The organism is Kurthia massiliensis (assembly GCF_000285555.1).
In the GTDB taxonomy this organism is placed as follows: Bacteria; Bacillota; Bacilli; order Bacillales_A; family Planococcaceae; genus Kurthia; species Kurthia massiliensis.
In genome coordinates this window covers 20,345-40,982 of record NZ_HE611004.1, presented here as the reverse complement: position 1 = coordinate 40,982, position 20,638 = coordinate 20,345, and the positions used below count along the sequence as shown (strand labels likewise).

24 protein-coding genes, 1 pseudogene and 1 riboswitch are annotated in these 20,638 nt (G+C 38.9%); of the genes and pseudogenes, 14 read left to right on the top strand and 11 right to left on the bottom strand.

The window, feature by feature from the left end; translation table 11 throughout:
* Positions 1-10 precede the first annotated feature (10 nt).
* The 3 genes from KMHG_RS15465 (at position 11) to KMHG_RS15455 (ending at position 2,524) form a co-directional block, all read left to right on the top strand.
* The gene (locus tag KMHG_RS15465) at positions 11-727 is read left to right on the top strand and encodes a hypothetical protein (RefSeq protein ID WP_010290902.1); all 717 of its coding nucleotides are present in this window, start codon (positions 11-13) and stop codon (positions 725-727) included.
* A gap of 26 nt (positions 728-753) precedes the next feature.
* On the top strand, positions 754-1,908 hold the full coding sequence (locus KMHG_RS15460) for a methyl-accepting chemotaxis protein (protein ID WP_010290901.1): 1,155 nt from the start codon (positions 754-756) through the stop codon (positions 1,906-1,908).
* A 130-nt stretch (positions 1,909-2,038) separates the two neighbouring features.
* On the top strand, positions 2,039-2,524 hold the full coding sequence (locus KMHG_RS15455) for a YehS family protein (protein ID WP_010290899.1): 486 nt from the start codon (positions 2,039-2,041) through the stop codon (positions 2,522-2,524).
* Between the two features lie 41 nt (positions 2,525-2,565).
* Here the strand turns inward: KMHG_RS15455 and KMHG_RS15450 are convergent, their stop codons facing one another.
* Positions 2,566-3,414 (bottom strand): glycoside hydrolase family protein, encoded by an 849-nt coding sequence (locus tag KMHG_RS15450; protein WP_010290896.1) that lies wholly within the window; start codon positions 3,412-3,414, stop codon positions 2,566-2,568.
* A gap of 471 nt (positions 3,415-3,885) precedes the next feature.
* Here KMHG_RS15450 and KMHG_RS18895 point away from each other — a divergent pair, with 471 nt between their 5' ends.
* From KMHG_RS18895 to KMHG_RS15435, 3 genes and pseudogenes are all read left to right on the top strand, one after another.
* Positions 3,886-4,047 carry a Fur-regulated basic protein FbpA gene (locus tag KMHG_RS18895; protein WP_010290895.1) on the top strand — a complete coding sequence of 54 codons (162 nt, stop codon included), beginning with the start codon at positions 3,886-3,888 and terminating at the stop codon, positions 4,045-4,047.
* Between the two features lie 102 nt (positions 4,048-4,149).
* Positions 4,150-5,262, top strand: a pseudogene (locus KMHG_RS15440) (DEAD/DEAH box helicase); the annotation flags it as partial.
* Positions 5,263-5,613: 351 nt separating this feature from the next.
* On the top strand, positions 5,614-6,843 hold the full coding sequence (locus tag KMHG_RS15435; protein WP_010290892.1) for an aminopeptidase: 1,230 nt from the start codon (positions 5,614-5,616) through the stop codon (positions 6,841-6,843).
* 45 nt (positions 6,844-6,888) lie between these two features.
* Here KMHG_RS15435 and yxzF read toward each other — a convergent pair whose 3' ends face one another.
* Both yxzF and KMHG_RS15425 read right to left on the bottom strand, forming a co-directional pair.
* Positions 6,889-6,993, bottom strand: a complete 105-nt coding sequence (gene yxzF, locus KMHG_RS19980; protein ID WP_500683861.1) for a small protein YxzF — start codon at positions 6,991-6,993, stop codon at positions 6,889-6,891.
* 57 nt (positions 6,994-7,050) lie between these two features.
* Positions 7,051-7,416, bottom strand: a complete 366-nt coding sequence (locus tag KMHG_RS15425; RefSeq protein ID WP_010290890.1) for a magnetosome magnetite crystal formation protein family — start codon at positions 7,414-7,416, stop codon at positions 7,051-7,053.
* A gap of 106 nt (positions 7,417-7,522) precedes the next feature.
* Positions 7,523-7,627: riboswitch (TPP riboswitch) on the top strand.
* A 103-nt stretch (positions 7,628-7,730) separates the two neighbouring features.
* Here KMHG_RS15425 and thiT point away from each other — a divergent pair.
* Positions 7,731-8,282 carry an energy-coupled thiamine transporter ThiT gene (gene thiT, locus KMHG_RS15420; protein WP_010290889.1) on the top strand — a complete coding sequence of 184 codons (552 nt, stop codon included), beginning with the start codon at positions 7,731-7,733 and terminating at the stop codon, positions 8,280-8,282.
* Positions 8,283-8,381: 99 nt separating this feature from the next.
* The gene (map, locus tag KMHG_RS15415; RefSeq protein ID WP_010290887.1) at positions 8,382-9,134 is read left to right on the top strand and encodes a type I methionyl aminopeptidase; all 753 of its coding nucleotides are present in this window, start codon (positions 8,382-8,384) and stop codon (positions 9,132-9,134) included.
* 89 nt (positions 9,135-9,223) lie between these two features.
* On the opposite strand, the gene KMHG_RS15410 is transcribed toward map, so the two are convergent.
* A complete protein-coding gene (locus KMHG_RS15410) occupies positions 9,224-9,970 on the bottom strand; it encodes a TspO-related membrane protein (RefSeq protein WP_010290885.1) in 747 nt (248 codons plus the stop codon).
* A 195-nt stretch (positions 9,971-10,165) separates the two neighbouring features.
* On the opposite strand from KMHG_RS15410, the gene KMHG_RS15405 reads away from it, so the two are divergent.
* Both KMHG_RS15405 and KMHG_RS15400 read left to right on the top strand, forming a co-directional pair.
* Complete coding sequence (locus KMHG_RS15405; protein ID WP_010290884.1) at positions 10,166-10,936, top strand: polyphosphate kinase 2 family protein; 771 nt, start codon at positions 10,166-10,168, stop codon at positions 10,934-10,936.
* Between the two features lie 29 nt (positions 10,937-10,965).
* The gene (locus KMHG_RS15400) at positions 10,966-11,511 is read left to right on the top strand and encodes a GNAT family N-acetyltransferase (RefSeq protein ID WP_010290882.1); all 546 of its coding nucleotides are present in this window, start codon (positions 10,966-10,968) and stop codon (positions 11,509-11,511) included.
* A 117-nt stretch (positions 11,512-11,628) separates the two neighbouring features.
* Here the strand turns inward: KMHG_RS15400 and KMHG_RS15395 are convergent, their stop codons facing one another.
* From KMHG_RS15395 to KMHG_RS15385, 3 genes are all read right to left on the bottom strand, one after another.
* Positions 11,629-12,192, bottom strand: coding sequence for a beta-class carbonic anhydrase (locus KMHG_RS15395; protein ID WP_010290881.1), 564 nt, complete (start codon positions 12,190-12,192; stop codon positions 11,629-11,631).
* Positions 12,193-12,393: 201 nt separating this feature from the next.
* On the bottom strand, positions 12,394-13,401 hold the full coding sequence (gene mreBH / locus KMHG_RS15390) for a rod-share determining protein MreBH (RefSeq protein WP_010290879.1): 1,008 nt from the start codon (positions 13,399-13,401) through the stop codon (positions 12,394-12,396).
* A gap of 262 nt (positions 13,402-13,663) precedes the next feature.
* Entirely contained in the window at positions 13,664-14,899 is a 1,236-nt protein-coding gene (locus tag KMHG_RS15385) for an aminopeptidase (RefSeq protein ID WP_010290878.1), read from the bottom strand.
* A gap of 218 nt (positions 14,900-15,117) precedes the next feature.
* Here KMHG_RS15385 and motA point away from each other — a divergent pair, with 218 nt between their 5' ends.
* Positions 15,118-15,921, top strand: a complete 804-nt coding sequence (gene motA / locus KMHG_RS15380; RefSeq protein ID WP_010290877.1) for a flagellar motor stator protein MotA — start codon at positions 15,118-15,120, stop codon at positions 15,919-15,921.
* Positions 15,905-16,750 (top strand): flagellar motor protein MotB, encoded by an 846-nt coding sequence (motB, locus tag KMHG_RS15375; protein WP_010290876.1) that lies wholly within the window; start codon positions 15,905-15,907, stop codon positions 16,748-16,750. The genes motA and motB overlap by 17 nt, the downstream gene beginning before the upstream one ends.
* A 31-nt stretch (positions 16,751-16,781) precedes the next feature.
* Here motB and dhaM read toward each other — a convergent pair whose 3' ends face one another.
* The 4 genes from dhaM to KMHG_RS15355 form a co-directional block, all read right to left on the bottom strand.
* A complete protein-coding gene (dhaM, locus tag KMHG_RS15370; protein WP_010290874.1) occupies positions 16,782-17,144 on the bottom strand; it encodes a dihydroxyacetone kinase phosphoryl donor subunit DhaM in 363 nt (120 codons plus the stop codon).
* Positions 17,141-17,716: a dihydroxyacetone kinase subunit DhaL gene (gene dhaL, locus KMHG_RS15365; RefSeq protein WP_010290872.1), complete on the bottom strand. Its 576-nt coding sequence runs from the start codon at positions 17,714-17,716 to the stop codon at positions 17,141-17,143. Before dhaL ends, dhaM begins: the two co-directional genes overlap by 4 nt.
* Before the next feature lie 11 nt (positions 17,717-17,727).
* The gene (dhaK, locus tag KMHG_RS15360) at positions 17,728-18,711 is read right to left on the bottom strand and encodes a dihydroxyacetone kinase subunit DhaK (protein ID WP_010290869.1); all 984 of its coding nucleotides are present in this window, start codon (positions 18,709-18,711) and stop codon (positions 17,728-17,730) included.
* Positions 18,712-18,833: 122 nt separating this feature from the next.
* Positions 18,834-19,055, bottom strand: a complete 222-nt coding sequence (locus KMHG_RS15355; protein WP_010290868.1) for a DUF1128 domain-containing protein — start codon at positions 19,053-19,055, stop codon at positions 18,834-18,836.
* A gap of 189 nt (positions 19,056-19,244) precedes the next feature.
* Here KMHG_RS15355 and KMHG_RS15350 point away from each other — a divergent pair, with 189 nt between their 5' ends.
* Together KMHG_RS15350 and KMHG_RS15345 are read left to right on the top strand one after the other, a co-directional pair.
* Positions 19,245-19,583 (top strand): YtxH domain-containing protein, encoded by a 339-nt coding sequence (locus tag KMHG_RS15350; RefSeq protein WP_010290866.1) that lies wholly within the window; start codon positions 19,245-19,247, stop codon positions 19,581-19,583.
* 52 nt (positions 19,584-19,635) lie between these two features.
* Positions 19,636-20,610, top strand: coding sequence for a YihY/virulence factor BrkB family protein (locus KMHG_RS15345; protein WP_010290863.1), 975 nt, complete (start codon positions 19,636-19,638; stop codon positions 20,608-20,610).
* Positions 20,611-20,638: the final 28 nt, after the last annotated feature.

Genomic DNA, 20,638 nt, shown 5'->3' with positions numbered 1-20,638 from the left:
TTAAGATGAGATGGAAACAGCAACAAAAACAAACGTCTATACTTATGAAATTTTACAACAAGATCAAGTAGATTTAATTGAGCAAGCCGCCGTCGTTTTAGGCCGGACTTTTGTAGGCGTAGAAGTAGCGGGTAAATGGATTCAAGAACCGATGATCGGTTTTTTAAAATTACCGTATGAAGATTGGTATCAATTTTGTAAAGACTATTTAGAATCAGTTGTCGATCAAGGATTTTGCGCAATCGCTTTAGATGAAAATCGTCGTGTTGTCGGTGTGTTAGCTGCAGATAGCAACCATTTTGAAATTCATGGCGAGCCAATTTTCGAAGGGTCATTTAAAGATATGAACGTCGTATTAGAAGTATTAGAAGATATCGATGTTCAATTTTTAGAAGACTATAAACATCGCTACGGAAAAAATTTAGAAGATGGGGAAATACTTCATTTATTTTTACTAGGTGTCATGGCGGAACACCATCGTCATGAAGCAGTAAAAGGCTTAAGTGATTTATTAATGGAAAAAGCACGTGAAGCTGGATTACGCATGGTGATTGCGGAAGCGACAAATCCGAAATCAATGAGTTTATTAGAGCGTTATCAAGGTTTAACGAAGCATGTGAACCAAGACGGTGAATATATTGTCCATAAATATGCGACAAACGACCGATTAAACATTATCCCAGCAGAAATTGCTGATGGAACGTACATCATTACGCGTGAGTTATAACAAAAAAGTAAGGAGTATTGAATAACATGGAAGTATTTTTAGTGATCGTCACAATTATTTTATTGTGTACAACAATTTTCTTCGCATATCAATATATGACGTTAAAAAATAAAGCTTCTTTTGATATGGAAACATTAGAAAAAATCCAAAATTTAGCGAATAATAGCATAGTATCAAATGTAGATACGAAAAATGTGAAAGCTATTTTTGAAGATTTATCAGATCATATCATTAGTGAAAAAGGACGTTTCTTAACGTTTACTGAAGACATTAATAGCAAAACGGAAAACTTAAAAGAGCACGGTTTATACGCGGAAGAAAAAGCGGATATCGTACGTGCAGCGATTGACGAAGTTGGTAAAGGGTTACGTAAACAATTAATCGCAACAGAAGAAAGCACAGAATCAATGAAAGATATTAACGAAGCCATTCGTGAATTATCAATTCGTTCACATGATATTTCAGAACAATCGAATACGACGCTGCAATTAACAAAAGAAGGCGACGTAAAATTAAAAGAATCGATGCAAAGCATGGAAAAATTTAACCACACGATTAATACGACATTTGACGGTATTAAAGTGTTAGGTGAAAAATCAGATGAAATTAGCACGATCGTTAAAGTTATTACAGGTATTTCAGAGCAAATTAATTTACTAGCATTAAACGCTGCAATCGAAGCAGCGCGCGCTGGTGAACACGGTAAAGGTTTCGCCGTCGTTGCAGATGAAGTCCGTAAATTAGCAGGTCAATCTAGTGATTCAGCGCTAGAAGTATCAAACATCGTGAAAAACATTCAATCTGAAACAGAGCGCGTTGTTAGCTCGATGAAACAAGGTACTGAAGAGTTCGCGGTAACGAACGAAAAAATTTCTGAGATTGCAGAAATGTTCAACAAAATTTTAGAAACGACGAAAACAATCGCTGAAAATAATATGAACTCATCAGCAAGCACAGAAGAACTTTCTTCAAGCTCTCAACAAGTCACAACCGCAATGGATCAAATTTCATTCATTTCTCAAGAATCTGTAGAAATGTTTGATGAATTAGTCGAAATTAGTGACGATGAATTAACGACAATGAAAAAGTTATTAAATGAATTAGACAGCATGATCGAATTAAAAGAACGTGCACAAGCATTATTAGCAGAACAAGCTGAAAAAGTAGAAGATGCTGCATAATGAAATAAGGATAGATGCATCGTGCGTCTATTCTTTTTTATTAACATTTCATCTATTCAATGCTAGAATGAAATATCTATCATGTATTCATTCATTCTGAAGAGAATGCTCAATATAAAGGAGTAATAAAATGACAACTAATGATTTATTAATTCGTTTACGTTATGCGTTAAACATTAAAAATAGCGACGTCGTAGAAATGTTTCGATTAGGCGGTGTGAAACTAACTGCACTAGACGTTTCACATATGCTTCAAAAAGTAAAAGACGGCGAGCCTGAGCCAGAAAACTATAAAGTATGTACAAAAGAAATGTTCGAAGCATTTTTAAACGGTTTAATTACGTTTAAACGCGGACCACAAGAGAAAAAAGAAGGTCAAGCGCCAGTGAAACATGAACCAGAATTCGCGAACAATATGCTTATTAAAAAAGTGAAGATTGCTTTGAAAATGACGACAGAAGACGTATTAGACGTATTTTATGATGGCGGCATCAACGTTTCAAAAGGGGAATTAGGTGCAATTTTACGTAGCCCTGGTCACCGTAACTACAAAGAATGTGGTGACAAATTCGCACGTAAGTTTTTAAACGGCTTAACATCTCAATACCGTTCTTAATAGTATAAAAAAGAGCCCTCCTGTGCGGAGTGGCTCTTTTTTTATTTACCTTTACCGATTAATACTTCATTAATTTTATTAAATAATACGAGCATTTGACCTTTATGATTGAAAATTAATCCTTCAGGTTCACGGTCTGTATTTAATTTTACTTTTTTAATATTTGTTCCATCATGTTTAAAGATAATGTATTCACCGTTTGATAGTAAGTAGTAGTGGTCTTTCGTACGTGAGAAACCTTGTACTTCTTTCCCTTTTGTCGTACCGACTAAGCCTTCAATACGTAGCTTTTCACGTGGGTTACGAATCGTGTAATCAAATTCTTCACCGATGTGCAGACGGTTTAAATCATAGCCGTTGCCCACTTTTGAGACGACGATTGCAGTCGTATCACTTTCCATCGCGATAACGTTCGGATGAATTTCTGCTGGAATTGTCCATTTCTTTTTCACTTTTAATGTAGTTGGGTCGATACGTTGTAGTTGATAATTTTTGTTGCCAACGATATCGGCGATTTGATATAAGTATCCTTTACGATAATCAATGGCTTGTCCATGACCAATTGTTAGCTTTTTACTCATTTTCACGAGTTTAAATTTTTTGTTGTATTTATAAATGTAGCCGTATTTCGTTTTGTCACCTGTTGCATACATGACGTAGTAATTTCCTTTTTCATCTGTCGTCATGCCCTGCATCGAACGTTCTGTCCCTTTTTTCGCATTGGCTGGATCGCGGTATGGGAAGAACAACGTAGACACTTTCGTCCCATCACTAAATTTCATCGTTTTTTTCACTTCACTCGTACTTGCCGCATTTGCTTGCGGTTGAACGGCGAAAATACTCGCACTGATCACCATCACAGCTGCGACGCGTTTTAATAAACGTTTCATGCATACACCTCAAATTTCATCATTTTTTTACTTATTCAGTATATAATATTTTTATAGGAATCGCGCAAAAAATGGAATATTACTATGCATAATCACTTAAAATAAGCAACTATGTAATAACTTCACAGGTAACAAGTCATGCATTCATCGCTAAAACGTCTGAAAAGGAAGTAATATATTTTAGCGTCAATGACATATATATTTAGGAATACATGCCTTTACATATTGAATGAATGAACGATGTAATATAGAAAAAATGCATACTTTATATGCTGATTTTTTTAATTGTTTTTATTTGGAAGGACTCATAAAATGAAGTGTGGGGATGCAACAAAAATAACGAAATGACGTTTAAATAATAGATGCATTTCGTCGGATTTTAAGAGGAAACAGATGTTTTGAGGTTATTTTATTGAGAACTGGGAATACATATAACAAACAAACTTTATCTGTTTTAAGGGGATTTTAACAATGAAACAAAAAACACAACAAGACGAATCTAAAAAAAATCATTTAGTCGATCATTTATTAGATTTAGGTATTTTTAAAATTAATGGTAAACAATTATATCAAGCGACAATGCAAGAATTAACGCAAGCATATCAACAATCTAGAACGAAGATGCACGCATAATTAAAATTGTCACAAAGGGAACTGCTCTTTACGTCGTAAAGGGCAGTTCTTTTTTGTATAATAGAAAGATAATGATAAAGTTCGAACATAAAGGAGACAGTTATGTCAGTAATTAATTTATTAAATGAAGATTTACAACAGAAGTGGAAATTTGATGTTACAACCCCGATTCAAGAGCAAATGATTCCAGCAATGTTAAACGGTGAAGATATCGTCGCTGAGTCGCCAACAGGTACAGGTAAAACGCTTGCGTACTTATTACCAATTTTACAACGTGTAGACGGTTCTAAGAAAAATACACAAGCATTAATCATTGCACCATCTCAAGAGCTTTGCATGCAAATTACAGAAGTAGCCCGCCAATGGATTACTGGTACGGACATTACAGTCGTACCATTAATCGGTGGCGCGAATACGCAACGCCAAATTGAAAAATTAAAGAAAAAACCGACGATCGCGATCGGTACACCAGGACGCTTAAACGAATTAGCGAAAGCGAAAAAATTAAAACCACATGAATTACACTACATCGTACTTGATGAAGGTGACCAACTATTAGGTCGTGAATCTCGCGTCGTCGTGAAACAATTTATCGACGGTGCAAACCATGACCGTCAAGTTGTCGTTGTTTCTGCAACGATTACAGATGAAATTAAATTAGTCGCAGAGCGCATGATGAAAACGCCAAAACGTTTCAAAGTAACGTTAGAAGATATGCCAAATAGCGCGAAAGTAGAGCACGCTTTCGTGAAAATGCAAGAACGTGATAAAACGGATATGTTACGTCGTTTATCAAATCAAGAAGGTATGCGCGGTTTAGCGTTCGTCAACAACTTAGACCAACTACTGATGAAAGAAACGAAACTACATTACCGCCAAGCACCAATCGTGACGCTACATGCGGATATGAAAAAAGAAGAGCGTAAAGGCGCATTAGATGCTTTCCGTAAAGGCAAAGCAAAAATCTTAATCGCAACAGACGTTGCTGCACGAGGTTTAGATATCGACGGTTTAACACACGTTATTCACGTAGACGTACCACAATCAGTAGAGCAATATACACACCGTTCAGGTCGCACAGGCCGTGCTGGTAAAGGTGGGGAAGTCTTGACATTATTAACGGGCCCTGCTGAAAAACAATACAAACAAATTACGCGTCAATTAGAAGAAAAACCGACTGAAAAAGTATGGGATAAAGGCGGCCTTAAAAAAGGAAAAGGCTTTTATTCTTCAGGCCCTGTGAAAAAAGGTGTAGCATCTGACAAGCCGAAAAAGAAAGATTATAATGATAAGTATGATCGTTCAGAACGTAAATTTGGCGATAAACCTTACAAAAAACGTGATGATCGTAACAACGATGGCTACCGTTCATTCAAAAAAGACGGCGAACGTAACACAAATGACCGCCCGTATAAAAAAGTTGGCGAACGTTCATTTAGCAAAGATGGGGAACGTCCATATCGTAAAGATAATGGCCGTTCATTCCGAAAGGATGGCAATCGCTCGTTCAAGAAAAATGAAGGTGGCAATCGTTCATACAAAAAACGCTAAGGGGTCGATGTTTCTATGACATTCGAAGAAAAATTAGCTCAATTTGCTGAGCTCGCTGTAAAAGTTGGGACAAATATTCAAAAAGGGCAAACGCTTTTAATTAATACGACTGTAGATACGATTGAATTTACACGTTTAGTCGTAAAAGAAGCGTATAAAGCCGGCGCTGCACGCGTCACTGTGAATTATTCAGATGACGTTGTCGCACGTGAACTTTTTGAACACGCACCCGTTGAAGAGTTTGAAAAATTCCCACGTTGGATTACAGAACAACGCGATGAATTAATCGAACGCGGTGGCGCATTATTATGGATTGATGCAGCAGACCCAGATTTAATGGCAGGCATTCCAGTTGAAAAAATTTCAGCGAATCAAAAAGCATCAGGAAAAGCGCTTGCGAACTACCGCGATGCTGTGATGAATGACAAAATCGCATGGTCAATCATCGCTGTACCGTCAAAAAAATGGGCAGCAAAAGTATTCCCAGAGCTACCAGAAGAAGAACAAGTACCTGCGATGTGGGAAGCAATTTTTAAAACAGTGCACATCGGTGAAGGTAATGCCGTTGAAAATTGGCAACAACATTTGAAAAACTTACACGCACGCGGCGATATGATGAACGAAAAACATTTCGCAAAATTACACTATAAAGCACCAGGTACAGACTTAATCGTCGGCTTACCAGATAAACATATTTGGGCAACTGGCTCAAGTAAAACGCCAAACGGTACAGAATTTGTGGCGAATATGCCAACAGAAGAAGTGTTCACACTTCCTGCAAAATACGATGTAAACGGTTATGTGTCTTCAACAAAACCACTCGTATACCAAGGGAATATTATCGATAACTTCAAATTAACGTTTGAAAATGGCGTCATTGTAAAAGCAGAAGCAGAACAAGGCGAAGATTTATTAAACGAATTAATTAAAGCAGATGACGGTTCTAAATATATCGGGGAAATTGCGCTCGTACCACATGAGTCACCAATTTCAGCATCTGGCTTACTTTACTACAACACATTATTTGATGAAAATGCATCAAACCATATCGCAATCGGTGCAGCTTATCCAACGTGCTATGAAGGTGGCAGCGAGCTATCTGAAGAAGAAATGGACAAAGCAGGTATTAATACATCGATTACACACGAAGACTTTATGGTCGGCAGTGCAGACATGGACATCGATGGCATTCATGCGGACGGTACAGTAGAACCTGTATTCCGCAAAGGTGCTTGGGCATTTTAATCATACAAAAAGGGTGAACCGCTTAGACGGTTCACCCTTTTTTATTTATTTAGATGGTGTGCTTTTACGATTCGCTAGCACTTTTTTGACGATTGGATAAACAACAGGTGCGAGTTTTACCGCTGTGCTAATAATTTTTTTAATGTTCATGAAAATACCCCATTTCAATTATATCGTTACATTTATTATTACCTAAGTTTAGAATTGTTAAACGCGTAATACTTTAATCCCTTGTATAACATTCCAAATCATGATGATTGCCAGTACGACGAAATAAATGACAAGTATGAGAATGAATCCGCCACCGAATAAATAAGAACTATTAGATGTGGACGGTTCAACGCTTGCGGTCGTAATGGCTAAAAACATTATAGCACCGAATGCAAAAAGCCCAGGTAGTAGTGCAATGACGTGCGAAATAAGTGCGCGTTTCGCATGATACTTTTCAAAGTCGTTTTTTGAAATAATCCAAACGATGAGTGGGAATAAGAAGCCTGCGAAAAAAATACTAAAGTAGTTTAAAGATGCGAGTACACGATTAGATTGCTCTGTTTTCGTCGTTTGTGAAGTCATATGATCACCTCTTACATTATTTACGGACGACTTTCCGAAAAGTTCCAAAAAAGTTGCGCGTTGAGATACTTTTGCGTACAATAAAACTGTTCAATAAAATCGATGTATCAACCACAAGGGGAGCTATTAAAATGGCTGAGAGTGAAGTGTGACTTCTAACCCTTAGAACCTGTAAGTTAATGCTTGCGTAGGAATGTGGATAGAAAACTGACGAATTTGCGATGTCAGGGGTCTTTCCCTTGGCATCGCTTTTTTTATATCTATCTAATCCAAAGGTTATTGATTTGTACATCAAACATTGGAGGTTGAGGAGATTGAACAACAAGAAATTACTCATGATGATGGAAATTGCGATTTTCGCGGCAGTTGGCATTATCTTAGACAAGCTAACGTTTAGCTTATGGCCACAAGGAGGCTCTATTAGCTTTGTAATGGTGCCAATTGTTATCATGGCATTCCGTTGGGGAACAGTCGCAGGACTTGTGACAGGCTTGTTAATTGGGCTAATGAACGCACTATTTGGTGGTTATATTTTAACGCCACTACAAGGATTTATTGATTATTTCTTTGCGTTTACAGCAGTTGGCTTAGCCGGTCTTTTACGTCCACTTGTGCTTCATGCGAAAACAGCAGGGGAGCGCGCGTTGTATATGACGATCGGTACGATTTTTGGCGGACTTGTTCGTTATTTTGCCCATGCATTAGCCGGCTACGTGTTCTTCTCAGAATATGCAGGCGACCAAAACGTGCTCGTTTATACGATTGTTTATAACGGTTCTTACATGGTACCCGCAATTATTTTAACCGCTTTAGTTGTCAGCTTATTGCTGTCAAAAGCACCAAAATTGCTACAACCGAAAAAATGATAAATACGTAAGGAGCTGATTTCGGTCAGTTCCTTTTTCGTGTCTTAAAAAGTGTGATATAGTAGAAACACATATTGATATAAAAGGAGATCATGAACGATGATTGTTAAAACGCAAGAAGAATTTGACGCGTTAATGAAAGCCGGCCGTGCAATGGCTGAAATTCGCGACGCACTAAAAGCAGCTACTAAACCAGGTGTAACGACAAAAGAACTTGATGAGTTAGCTGGTAAATTATTCGAAGAAAAAGGTGCTGTATCTGGTCCTAAAGCAGAATACGATTTCCCAGGTTACACTTGCATTAGCGTAAACGAATGCGTAGCACACGGTATTCCAGATAACCGCAAACTAAAAGAAGGCGATATGATCAACATTGACGTATCAGGCCACGTAGACGGTTTCTATGCTGATACTGGTGTATCATTCGTCGTTGGCGATGTAGAAAAACCAGAATTACAAGTACTTTGCGACGTTGCACAAAGCTCATTTGACCGTGCAATGGCTAAAATCAAACCAGGTGCACGCTTAAACCAAATCGGTAAAGCAGTAGAACGTGAAGCGCACGATAAAGGCTTAAAAGTGATCATGAACTTAACAGGTCACGGTGTTGGTCACTCTCTACATGAAGAACCTCAATACGTATTAAACTATTACGATGCATGGGATGCGACAATTATTAAAGAAGGTATGGTATTCGCTGTCGAACCATTCATTTCTCAAGCTGCTGAAAACATCGTTGAAGGTACAGATGGTTGGGCGTTCTTAACACCTGATAAATCATTCGTAGCACAATTAGAACATACAGTAATCGTAACGAAAAACGGCCCTGTATTAACAACAAAAATCGACTAATGATCTGAGAGCTCGCTTTTGCGGGCTCTTTTTTATACAAAAAATGAGCAATCGCGCCAATGTAGACGTGATTGCTCATTTTTTGATGTTCATACATCTTCATCGTTTCGCGCTTGTGGCAAACGTTTACGAATGAATAAAATGCCGACGATTAAGACACCACTTAAAAAGAGCGCAGCCGTTGTGACAAGTAATTCATTAAAGCTGTTTGCAACAGCGATGCCGATGAAAAACCAAATATAAATAATCGGGAAAGCCGGGTCGTAACGGTGAAAGCGAATCGCGAGTGCGAACGCCATACCACACGTTAAAAAGATGACTGTCCAAAGTTGTGTGCTTAAGCCGAAATCTGGGAGGTCGTTATAGACGAAATTAAAGGCAAAGTTCAACATCGCTAAAAACGATACCCATGCGAGTGTAATTGAAATAGGTAAGCGGCCACCGAGACGATTGTCTGTGGCATCATAAGTGAGATGTAAAATGAATAAACATATCGCGGCGATTGTCAAAGCGATAAATGACCATGTATGTTGCTCATAGTGCCATAATTCTGTCCAAACGATCAGTGTAATGGCGCTTGCTGTAAATAAAATAGCTTGCAAGAACGTCAGTGCGTGAGCCGTGCGACGATTTTTCCATTGTGCATAAACCCAATAACATAGCAGTATATAAATAATCGGCAAGATGATATAAACGTAAGTTGCCGGTAACGTTACGATTTTATAACGATAAGCTAGTTCGAGTGCGGTATGACCATTAAGTGGAAGAATAGAAGCAGATACGGTTGCCATAACGGATGCGAATAAGGCGAGCGCAACGAGGATACATCTGCCCAATAAAACTCCTCCTTTAATCACAAAAATAAAGAATACATATATTATGTATTAGTATTATACCCCATTCAATCGGCGCAACAAATTTCATTTCTGTGAACATTCTGCTCGAAACGGAATGATTTTTTTTGTTCAATTTCACTTTTTTGGTAGTTAGCTGTAAAATATATGTAATCTTTCACAAAGGGAGCGATAAAGTTGGCACAAACAATCGAAAAGCTAAAGATGGATAAAAAGTTAGACGAGCACGTATCGTATAAAAAAGAGTTAAAAAAGTTACAATATGAAATGTTAAACATTCAACAATTTTTATTTAAACATGATATTGGCCTGATTTTAGCATTTGAGGGAATGGATGCAGCAGGTAAAGGGGGCGCGATTAAACGTTTAACGGAACGACTAGACCCACGTGGTTACATCGTTCATCCGATTGCCGCACCAACACCGGAAGATTTAAAATATAATCACTTACACCGTTTTTGGAATCGTCTACCGGCGCGCGGACAAATCGGTATTTTTGACCGTACGTGGTATGGACGTGTGCTCGTTGAACGCATCGAAGGGTTCGCAACGAAAAAAGAGTGGAAACGTGCGTATGATGAATTAAATCAATTTGAAAAAGTGCTCACAGATGACGATTATATTGTGATGAAGTTTTGGGTGCAAATTACCGAAGATGAACAATTAGAACGCTTCAAAGCACGTAAAGAAGATCCATACAAACAGTGGAAATTAACAGATGAAGATTGGCGCAATCGCGAAAAATGGCCGTTATATGTAGAAGCAGCTAACGAAATGTTTGAGAAAACAGATAAAAAAAATGCGCCATGGGTATTAATAGAAGGTAATGATAAAAAATATGCGCGCATTGAAGTGTTGAAACAAGTGATTCAATATGTGAAAGCTGTCTGTGAAAAGCGTGGGTTGCAAATTACGGACCCTGCTGAAGCTGTTTCAAAAGAAGTGTAGCACGCAGTAGAGAAAAAGAAGGTGTCGCGATGGTATTTTTAAATGGAAAACAATGCTTTTTACGAACGCTACAAGAAGAAGATGTAAAAGAAATGACGCAACTCGTGCGTCGCAATAAAGCGTATTGGTCAATTCACGAGCCTGTGCATCCTGGCGAATATTACACAGAAAAAATTCAACTGCGTAAAATTCAAGAATCACTTAGGCAAATGCAATTGCGCCGAGAATATAGCTTTGGTATTTTTTTAAGAGATACACAACAATTGATTGGACATATTTCAATTTACGCTATTAAACGTTTACCATTTTCAAGTGCATTTGTCGGTTATTCGCTCGATGAAGCATATACCGGCAAAGGCATCGCGACAGAAGCATTAACGGTCATTTGTCAATTTGCTTTTGAAGAAATCGGCATTCATCGTTTAGAAGCTTACGTCTCACCAAAAAACGTCGGTTCTGTGCGCGTATTAGAAAAAGCAAAATTTGAACGCGAAGGATTGCTACGACAATTATTATATGTCAACGGAAAATGGGAAGACCATTATATGTACGCGCTTTTAGAAGATTCGTATTGAAAGGGTAAGGCCGCCTGGCGAAAATGGCGGAAGCGCTGTAAAGCATTTTTTAAACTTTGACAAGAGGCCGATAAAAAAAGAGCTGTGCGATATTCGCACAGCTCTTTTTTATTTAAATTAGTCTTTGTAACCGCTTGTTACTAAATCTAATTTACCTGTTTGTGGATCGATTACAAGACCGTGAACAGGAATATCTTTTGATACTAATGGGTGGTTACGGATCACGTCGACACTATGTTCAACGTTTTTCGTTACATCGCCGAAACCTTTTAACCAGCTATTTAAATCAATACCAGAGTATTGGACGTTTTTAATTGTTTCTGCAGAAATACCACGCTCTTGCATGTTGCCTAGAACGACATCGGGATCAACTGCACTCATACCACAGTCATAGTGACCGACAACGAAAATTTCGTCTGCTTGTAATGCATAAATGGCAACAAGTAAGCTACGCATAATACCACCGAATGGATGACTCACTGTAGCGCCCGCGCTTTTAACCATTTTCACATCCCCATTGTGAATATTCATTGCTTTTGGTAAAAGCTCGACAAGACGTGTATCCATACAAGTTAAAATAACGTAATGTTTGTTTGGATATTTTCCTGCAATATAAGGTTCATATTGCTTTTCTTCTACGAAGTTCTCGTTAAATTTTAAAATATCATTTAAAACTGCCATGATGATATTTCCCCCTTTATATTCAGACAGAAATCTGCCTTTGTGTTAGTACACATCCTCTATTGTAACGGACTATACCACAAAAAAATATTGCTTTGACACAAAATAGACAATATTTGCGTCTACCTATCGAATATTGTCTATTTATCAGAAATTTTAAAAAAGAGCATACTATCGTGAAAATAGTACACTCTTTTAAAATTATTTTAATTTTGCTTTTTTCATTAATTGTAATGAGTCAATCGAGCGACCTGTACCGATCGCAACAGATTCTAGTGGTGATGGTGCTAAATGAACGGGTACGAGTAATTCTTCACGTAACCATTCTGCCATGCCTTTCAATAACGAACCGCCGCCTGTTAAAACGATACCTTCTTCAACAATATCGCCTGCAAGTTCTGGTGGGCAATTTTCAAGTGAGCGACGAATAATGCCTAAAATAGCAATCATCGATTCGTGTAAACACTCTTGAATTTCTGTTGACTGAATTGTTACAGACTGAGGTAAACCGCGCACGATGTCACGACCGCTTACTGTCAATTCTTCAATATCATGTTTGACAGGCGCATATCCGATTTCTTTTTTCAGACGTTCCGCTGTCGGAAGACCGATTAAAATACTATATTTTTGACGAACGTAATGAACGATTTCTTCATTTAAACGATCGCCGCCTAATTTTAATGTTGTCGATGTGACGATTCCCCCGAATGAAATAATGCCGACTTCAGTCGTACCACCACCGATATCAACGATGACGCTCGCAATTGGTTCTTGAATCGGTAAATCTGCACCGATTGCTGCTGCGACTGGTTCGTCGATTAAAAATACTTCTTTTGCGCCGCATTGTACGGCTGCATCTTTAATTGCTAATCGTTCAACAGATGTAGCACCTGATGGCGTACAAATGACGACATTCGGTTTACGGAAAGTTGCACCGTTTTTAATTGCTTTTTCAAGCACGGTTTTCAGCATAGCTGTTGTCATATCAAAATCTGCAATAACGCCGTCACGTAGTGGGCGAGAGACAATAATAGATGATGGTGTTTTACCGATCATTGCTTGTGCCTCTGTACCGATGGCGATCACTTCTTTCGTATGTTTGTTCATTGCTATGACTGAAGGTTCATTTAAAATGATACCGTTATTTTTCGTATATACGAGTGTATTTGCTGTTCCTAAATCGATGCCGATTGCTGTGTTGGAAAACATGTTAAAAACCCCTCCTAAGGCAATACTAAGCCATTGTAGCCTACAGTATAAAGCATCATCGCCGTTTTTTATATCCACCAAACTTCATAGAATCATCATAACTGAAGGAATAGAAATAAAAAAATTGTATAAAATGGATAGTTATATAGTCTTTTATCGTTATTTATTTGATGATGATACTAAAATGTAAACGAAATTTAAAATAGGAAATATGGCGATAAAAAAAGACGCGATCATCGCGTCTTTTTGTCAGTCTAAAATTTTAAAATGCCCAGTTACCGTTACGGAAAACAGGCTCTTTAGAACCGTCTTCTAAAATGCCGTCGATGTCCATATCGGCACACCCAATCATAAAGTCAACGTGTACAAGGCTGCGGTTTAAACCGTTTGCCTTTAGTTGTTCTTGGCTCATTTTCGTGCCACCTTCGATACAAAATGCATAGGCACTACCGATGGCGATATGGTTCGATGCATTTTCATCGAATAACGTGTTGTAGAATAAAATGCCAGAATTCGAAATCGGTGAATCGTGTGGTACGAGTGCGACTTCACCTAAATAATGAGAACCTTCATCTGTAGCGATTAAATTTTTCATGATGTCTTCGCCTTCTTTTGCTTCGACATCGACAATGCGACCATTTTCAAATGTTACTTTGAAATCATCGATTAAGTTACCGCTATAGTTTAATGGTTTTTTCGCTGTTACGTAACCGTTCACACCGTCCCATTGTGGTGCTGTAAATACTTCTTCAGTTGGAATGTTTGCCATGAAATCAAATCCTGCTTCGTTGACGGCACCGCCACCACTCCATACGTGTGTTTTCGGTAATTCAATCGTTAAGTCAGTGCCAGGAGCTGTATAATGTAATGCTTTATAATGTTTGTCATTTAAAAAGGCTACTTTTTCAGATAATGTCGCATCATGTTGTTTCCAAGCAGCAACGGGATCTTCAAGATCAGCGCGCGTCGCTTTAAACATCGCATTCCATAATGCATTCACTTGTTGTTCACTCGTTTCAAGGTGAGGGAACACTTTTGCAGCCCATGCAGCAGTCGGTGCCGCCATAACTGTCCAGCTAATTTTGTTTGCTTGAGAGTATTCACGGTATTTGCTTAACGCTTGACCGGCAGCTTTATTCGCACGTGCAACAAAATCCGGATTTACCCCTTTTAATAGATCAGGACTTTGTGATTTAACAGTGATAAATGCTGCACCGTGTTCTGCAAGCCATTCTTTTTCTGCCGCTTGCCATTCAGGGAAGAAATCGAATGAATCTTCTGGAGCAAAATCGTAGCGCATACGTGTAATCGCATCGTCATAGTAGCTTACGAAAACTTGTTTTGCACCTACTTCATATGCTTTTTTTGTCAGTGCGCGTGCAAGCGGAACATTTTCTACTGAAATATTAATAAATAAATATTGATCCTTTTGCAAATTCGAACCGATTTTTATACCTAATTCGGCATAATTTTCAAGTTTTTGTTGAAAATCAGTCATGAAAAACCATCCTCTTCATATATAATAAAATTACAATTACTATTGTAACAATTTCGAAGCTCGAATTAAAGGAATGTTCGGAATACTTGCGTAGTATGGTAATAAATGTTAATTATATAGGGATATTGATAAAATTAATTTATCAAGGGTGAAACTTTCTTAATATCTATCGTTTACTACCGAAATAAACAAAAGAACGAAAATTTGGAGGGACGGATATGGATATATCATCAGTCGTAGGTCTTGTCCTGGGTTTTGTCGCGTTACTTGTTGGTATGACATTAAAAGGTGTAACACCTGATGCGCTCATTAACCCAGCGGCGATTTTAATTATCCTTGTAGGTACACTTGCAACAATTATCATTGCATTCCCAATGAACGAATTAAAGCGTGTACCGAAATTGTTTAAAATTATTTTCACAACGCCAAAATTAGCGAGCGATGTTGAGCTAATTAAAATGTTTTCAAGCTGGGCAGATCTTGCACGTCGTGAAGGTCTACTTGCGTTAGAAAGCAAAATGGGCGAAATTGACGATCCATTTTTAAAAAATGGTTTAACGTTAGCAATTGATGGTCAAAATGCAGACTATATTCGTGACGTTTTAACAGAAGAAGTAGAAGCGATGGAAGAACGTCACCATGCAGGTGCACATATTTTCACGCAAGCTGGTACATATGCGCCAACACTTGGTGTACTTGGTGCCGTAGTAGGTTTAGTAGCTGCACTGAAAGATATGACCGATATCGAAAAATTAGGTCACGCGATTTCAGCGGCATTCATTGCAACGCTATTAGGGATCTTTACTGGTTACGTTTTATGGCACCCGTTCGCCAACAAATTGAAACGTAAATCAGCAATAGAAGTGAAGCAAAAAAATATGATGATCGAAGGGATTCTTTCAGTGTTAGAAGGGGAGGCTCCTCGTGTTATCGAACAAAAATTATCTTCGTTCTTAACGAAAGATGAACGCGCGAAAATTATGGATGAAAGCGAGGCGGGTGGCCTTGGCAAAGAAGAGTAAGAAGAAAAAGCAAGAAGAAGAAATTCCAGAGGCTTGGCTATTACCGTACTCCGATTTATTAACACTCCTATTAGCACTATTCATCGTATTATTTGCGATGAGTTCTATCGATGCACAAAAGATGGCCCAAATGTCGGCGGTCTTTAATGAAGTATTTGAAGGTGGACAAGGTGTCATGGACTCACCATCTGCAACTGATCCAGAAGATCCGAAAAGCCAGAAATTAGATTCTTCTGCTACACAAGCAGTAAAAGCATATACACAAGATCAGGCTGAATTAAGTGGATTGCAAGATGATGTGGAAAATTACATCGCTGTGAATGAGCTAGAAAAGCAATTTTCAGCGAAGATGACAGATGATGGTTTACTCATTACGATTCGAGATAGCGTACTATTTAAATCTGGTGAAGCAGAAATCGAAAAGAAAAATCGTAAAATCGCAAAAGATTTATCGAAAATGCTCGTATTTGATGAACCACGTCCAGTCATGGTCACAGGTTATACAGATAATATTCCGGCAAGCGGTAAGTACACAAGTAACTGGGAACTAAGCGTGATGCGCGCTGTTCATTTCTTATCAGTTTTAATTGATACGAATGACAAGTTAGATCCTGCTTACTTTAGTGCAAAAGGTTACGGAGAAAATAATCCGTTAGCTTCAAATGATACAGAAAAAGGTCGTGCGAAAAACCGTCGTGTTGAAGTATTAATTCAACCACTCGTTGAAAAAGATGGTACGCGTAAAGACATTAATGTCGAAGCAAGTACAAAAGAAGCGAAAACGGAACGACCAGCTGAAAAAGAAACAACAGAAGCTGACAATCAATAACGAAAAAGGAGTCGCTGAGGCGACTCCTTTTTTATTTGAATGAAATAGGCGCAAGCTGTGTGAGGACGTCTTCTTTTGACGTCTCAATTTGAAGCAACGTCGCGGCAGCGTAACTACCTTCAACGATTGGCGCATCAAGGACAATTACTTCTTTCGTCGTCATTTCCTTGGCTAAATCAATATTCATTTTTGCACTGCCTAAATCGTAAAATGCAAAAAGTGTCGTTGCATCATTTGACTCGATGGCTGCTAAAATCGCCTCAAAATCTGTACCGATACCGTCCATTGTGCCACCTGCAAATGTGACAGGAACATCTTGTGCGACTTGTGCAAGCAAAGGTGGAATACCGCGCGCGATATCGATGCTATGCGACACAATTACAATCCCGTTCATTGAGCCACTTCCTTTAAATAAGCTTCAAAAAATAATCGCGAAGAAGCTGCACCAGGGTCGACTTCACCAATCGTACGCTCTCCAACGAAAGAAGCGCGTCCTTTTGTCGCTTTCATCGCTGTAATCGTTGCGATCGCATCGTCTAATGATGCTGTTGAAAATGATTGCTGCGCGATGGCTACTTGAACGGCAAGCCATAAATCGAGCATCGTTTTTTCACCAGCGACTGCTTTTCCACGCTTTTTAATGCCGATAATCCCGGCTTCTACGACAGCATCAATCGTTTCAGGCTGTGCTTTCGCAATTTCCATAAAGGCTGTGCCGTAAAGAGGACCGGATGCGCCTCCGACTGTGCGAATCCATACCATTGCCGTCGTTTTAAATACATCGGAAACAGTGGCAGGGGGTGTATCGTGTAATGCGGTTTTTAATGCTTCTGCGCCGCGCGCCATATTCATGCCGTGGTCACCATCACCGATGATACGGTCATATTCGCTAAGCGCCGTTTTTTGTGCGATCAATGAATCACAAAAACGATTCAACCAGTTGATCGTATTATCTACAGTTAACATACTCCACCTCCTTACCAACCAGGCGCTGCTGTTGGTGTTTGTAAATAATTTAACCATTTGTTATCGGTAATTTCAAACAGCGTCAATGACATACCTGCCATATCAATAGCTGTCATGTAATTGCCGATTTTTTTAAACACCACTGTATAGCCACGTTCGTTGAGTAACGTCATCACATCATTCGCGAATACGTACTGTTCCATTAACGGTGTTGCGCCCATACCGTTAATGAGTACGGCAACTTGCTTAGAAGAAAAATCGGTTTCTTTTTCAATTTTATCGAGTAATTCTACTGCTGTTTCACGTGACGTTTTTAGCGGTTCACGTCGATAGCCCGGTTCGCCGTGAATGCCAATACCGAATTCCATTTCATTGTCGGCGAGTTCAAAACCCGGCTTGCCGATTTCTGGCACTGTCGCAGGAGATACGGCAAATCCGACAGAAGCAAGATGATGAACGATATCTTCTGCAAGCGCTTTAATTTGGGCAAGAGAAGCACCAGCTTTAGAAGCGGCACCGAGAATTTTATGGACGAAAATTGTACCGGCAACACCGCGGCGACCTTCTGTAAAGCTACTGTCAAAAACAGCGACGTCATCATTAACGATGACGAAATCAACGTCGATGCCTTCCATCTCCGCCATTTCTTTTGCCATTTCAAAATTCATACAGTCACCGCTATAATTTTTGATGACTAAAAATACACCGTCACCGCGATTAACGTGCTTAATTGCGGCAAGCACTTGATCAGGCGTTGGCGACGTAAATACTTGGCCACATACTGCTGCATCTAGCATCCCATCGCCAACAAAACCAGCATGGGCCGGTTCATGCCCGCTACCACCGCCAGAAATAATCGCGACTTTATGTTTTTGTACATCGCGGCGCGTAATGACATTAGCGTCTTCTAGCAATTCGACGTGGTCGTGCATTTGTACAAATCCAGCAAGCATTTCTGTTAATACATCACCCGGGTCGTTTAAAATTTTCTTCATCATCAAACCTCCTAATAATGGTCTTACTGTTATATTATGTTTATTGAGAAAGAGATGCAAAGATTAATCAAAAAAAGGACGCCTACTTTTGTACAAAGTAAGCGTCCTTTTTCATTACCGTATTATTTACGTAATGAGCCAAGTTCTGCAACGATTGCTTGCATTTCGCTCGGGCTAAATGTATCGCGTTTCATGACCAATGTATATAAATCGTATAAATCTTCATAGTTTGATTCATCAAAGCTTTCAGCGCGCATTGCGTCTGCGTTTACCATACGTAATTTATCTTTTAAAGCATCAATGATAAAATGTACATTTTCAGCTGTAGGTTCGTTTAAGTTCATCGAAAATCATCCTTTCTTTTTTTGCTATAAGTATCATTTCACGCTCGAAAAAGAATGTCAACGACTTAACAAAAATCTTTATCACCTCAAATGTGACTTTGTGAGGACATATGATGCGTTTTACTGGTAAAGTAGAAGGGTAAACTACTACCTAGTAGAATATTTTGGAAAAGTTTGGAGGAAGCAATTATGGCGAACAAATTAGTAGCAGGTATTGCATTAGGGGCAGTAGCAGGAGCAGTCGTAAGCTTACTGGACCGTCAAACACGACAAGAAACTACGCAAAAGTTAAAAAGTGCGACAGCAAACATCCAATATTACGTCGCGAATCGCGATGAACTGAAAGATAATCTTTTAACGAAAGTAGAAAACGTGCAATCATTATACAATCGTTTTGCTGAAGATAAAGATTACTACTTAGAAAAAATTGAAGAAGTACGCGCATTAACACCACAAATCAAATCGTTTATGTCAGAAACGAAAGAAGCTTTTGTGAGCGAAGATTCTTCAGATCACGTAGCGAAATAATATAAGAGATGACGCGATTCACTGTCGTACTTCAACAGAAGGAGGAGTGCCGGTGGGTAAAAAAAAGAAAAACAAGAAAAGGCGTACAGGGCCATCATCTGAAGTGTTTGATAAAGTGAAAATGCTTCAAATTGAAAAAAAGCATTTAAATGATGTGCATAGTCCACAATATGATTTGAATACATTCAAAGGCTTCGCCAAAGGATTTATGCAAAAAGTAAGCGCGGCTGACTTGTCCGGTATGGGCGCACAGCTCGCTTATTTCTTTCTATTATCATTATTTCCATTACTCATCTTCGTCATGACGCTCGTGCCGTTTTTAAATTTACCGCAAGAGCAAGTTTATGACATGTTAGACGATGTGTTGCCTGAGCAAGTGTATAGCTTAATTGAAGATACGTTAAAAGATGTGCTACAAAACCGTAACGGTGGTTTATTATCGGTCGGTATTTTAGCAACGCTTTGGTCTGCTTCAAACGGCGTCAATGCACTCATTAAATCATTGAATCAATCGTACGGCAAAGCGGAAACACGTCCATTTGTCGTCGCGCGTTCGATGTCGGTCGTATTTACGCTCGTGCTCATTTTACTCGTTGTCGTTGCACTTGTATTACCAGTGTTCGGCGATCAAATTAGTCACTTATTAGCAAATACGATCGGACTAGGTGAACAGTTTGGTGCGATTTTCGATAAGTTCCGTCTATTATTACCACCACTTGTCATTTTCTGTGGTCTCGTGTTTATGTACTGGCTCGGACCGAATGTCAAAATGTACTTACGTAGTGCCGTTCCAGGCGCCATCGTTTCAACAGTGTGTTGGCTTGTCATTTCTTATTTCTTCTCAATCTACATTAACAACTTCTCAAATTATTCTGCGACGTATGGCAGTATCGGGGGGATTATCATTTTAATGCTGTGGTTGTACATAACGGGCATGGTATTAATGATCGGTGGTCTCGTCAATGCGATCATGCAAGAACGTAAAGAACAAAATGATACGCGCCGTCGTCGAATGAGCGCGCAATAAAAAAAGCGAACCGTCACAAGGCGGTTCG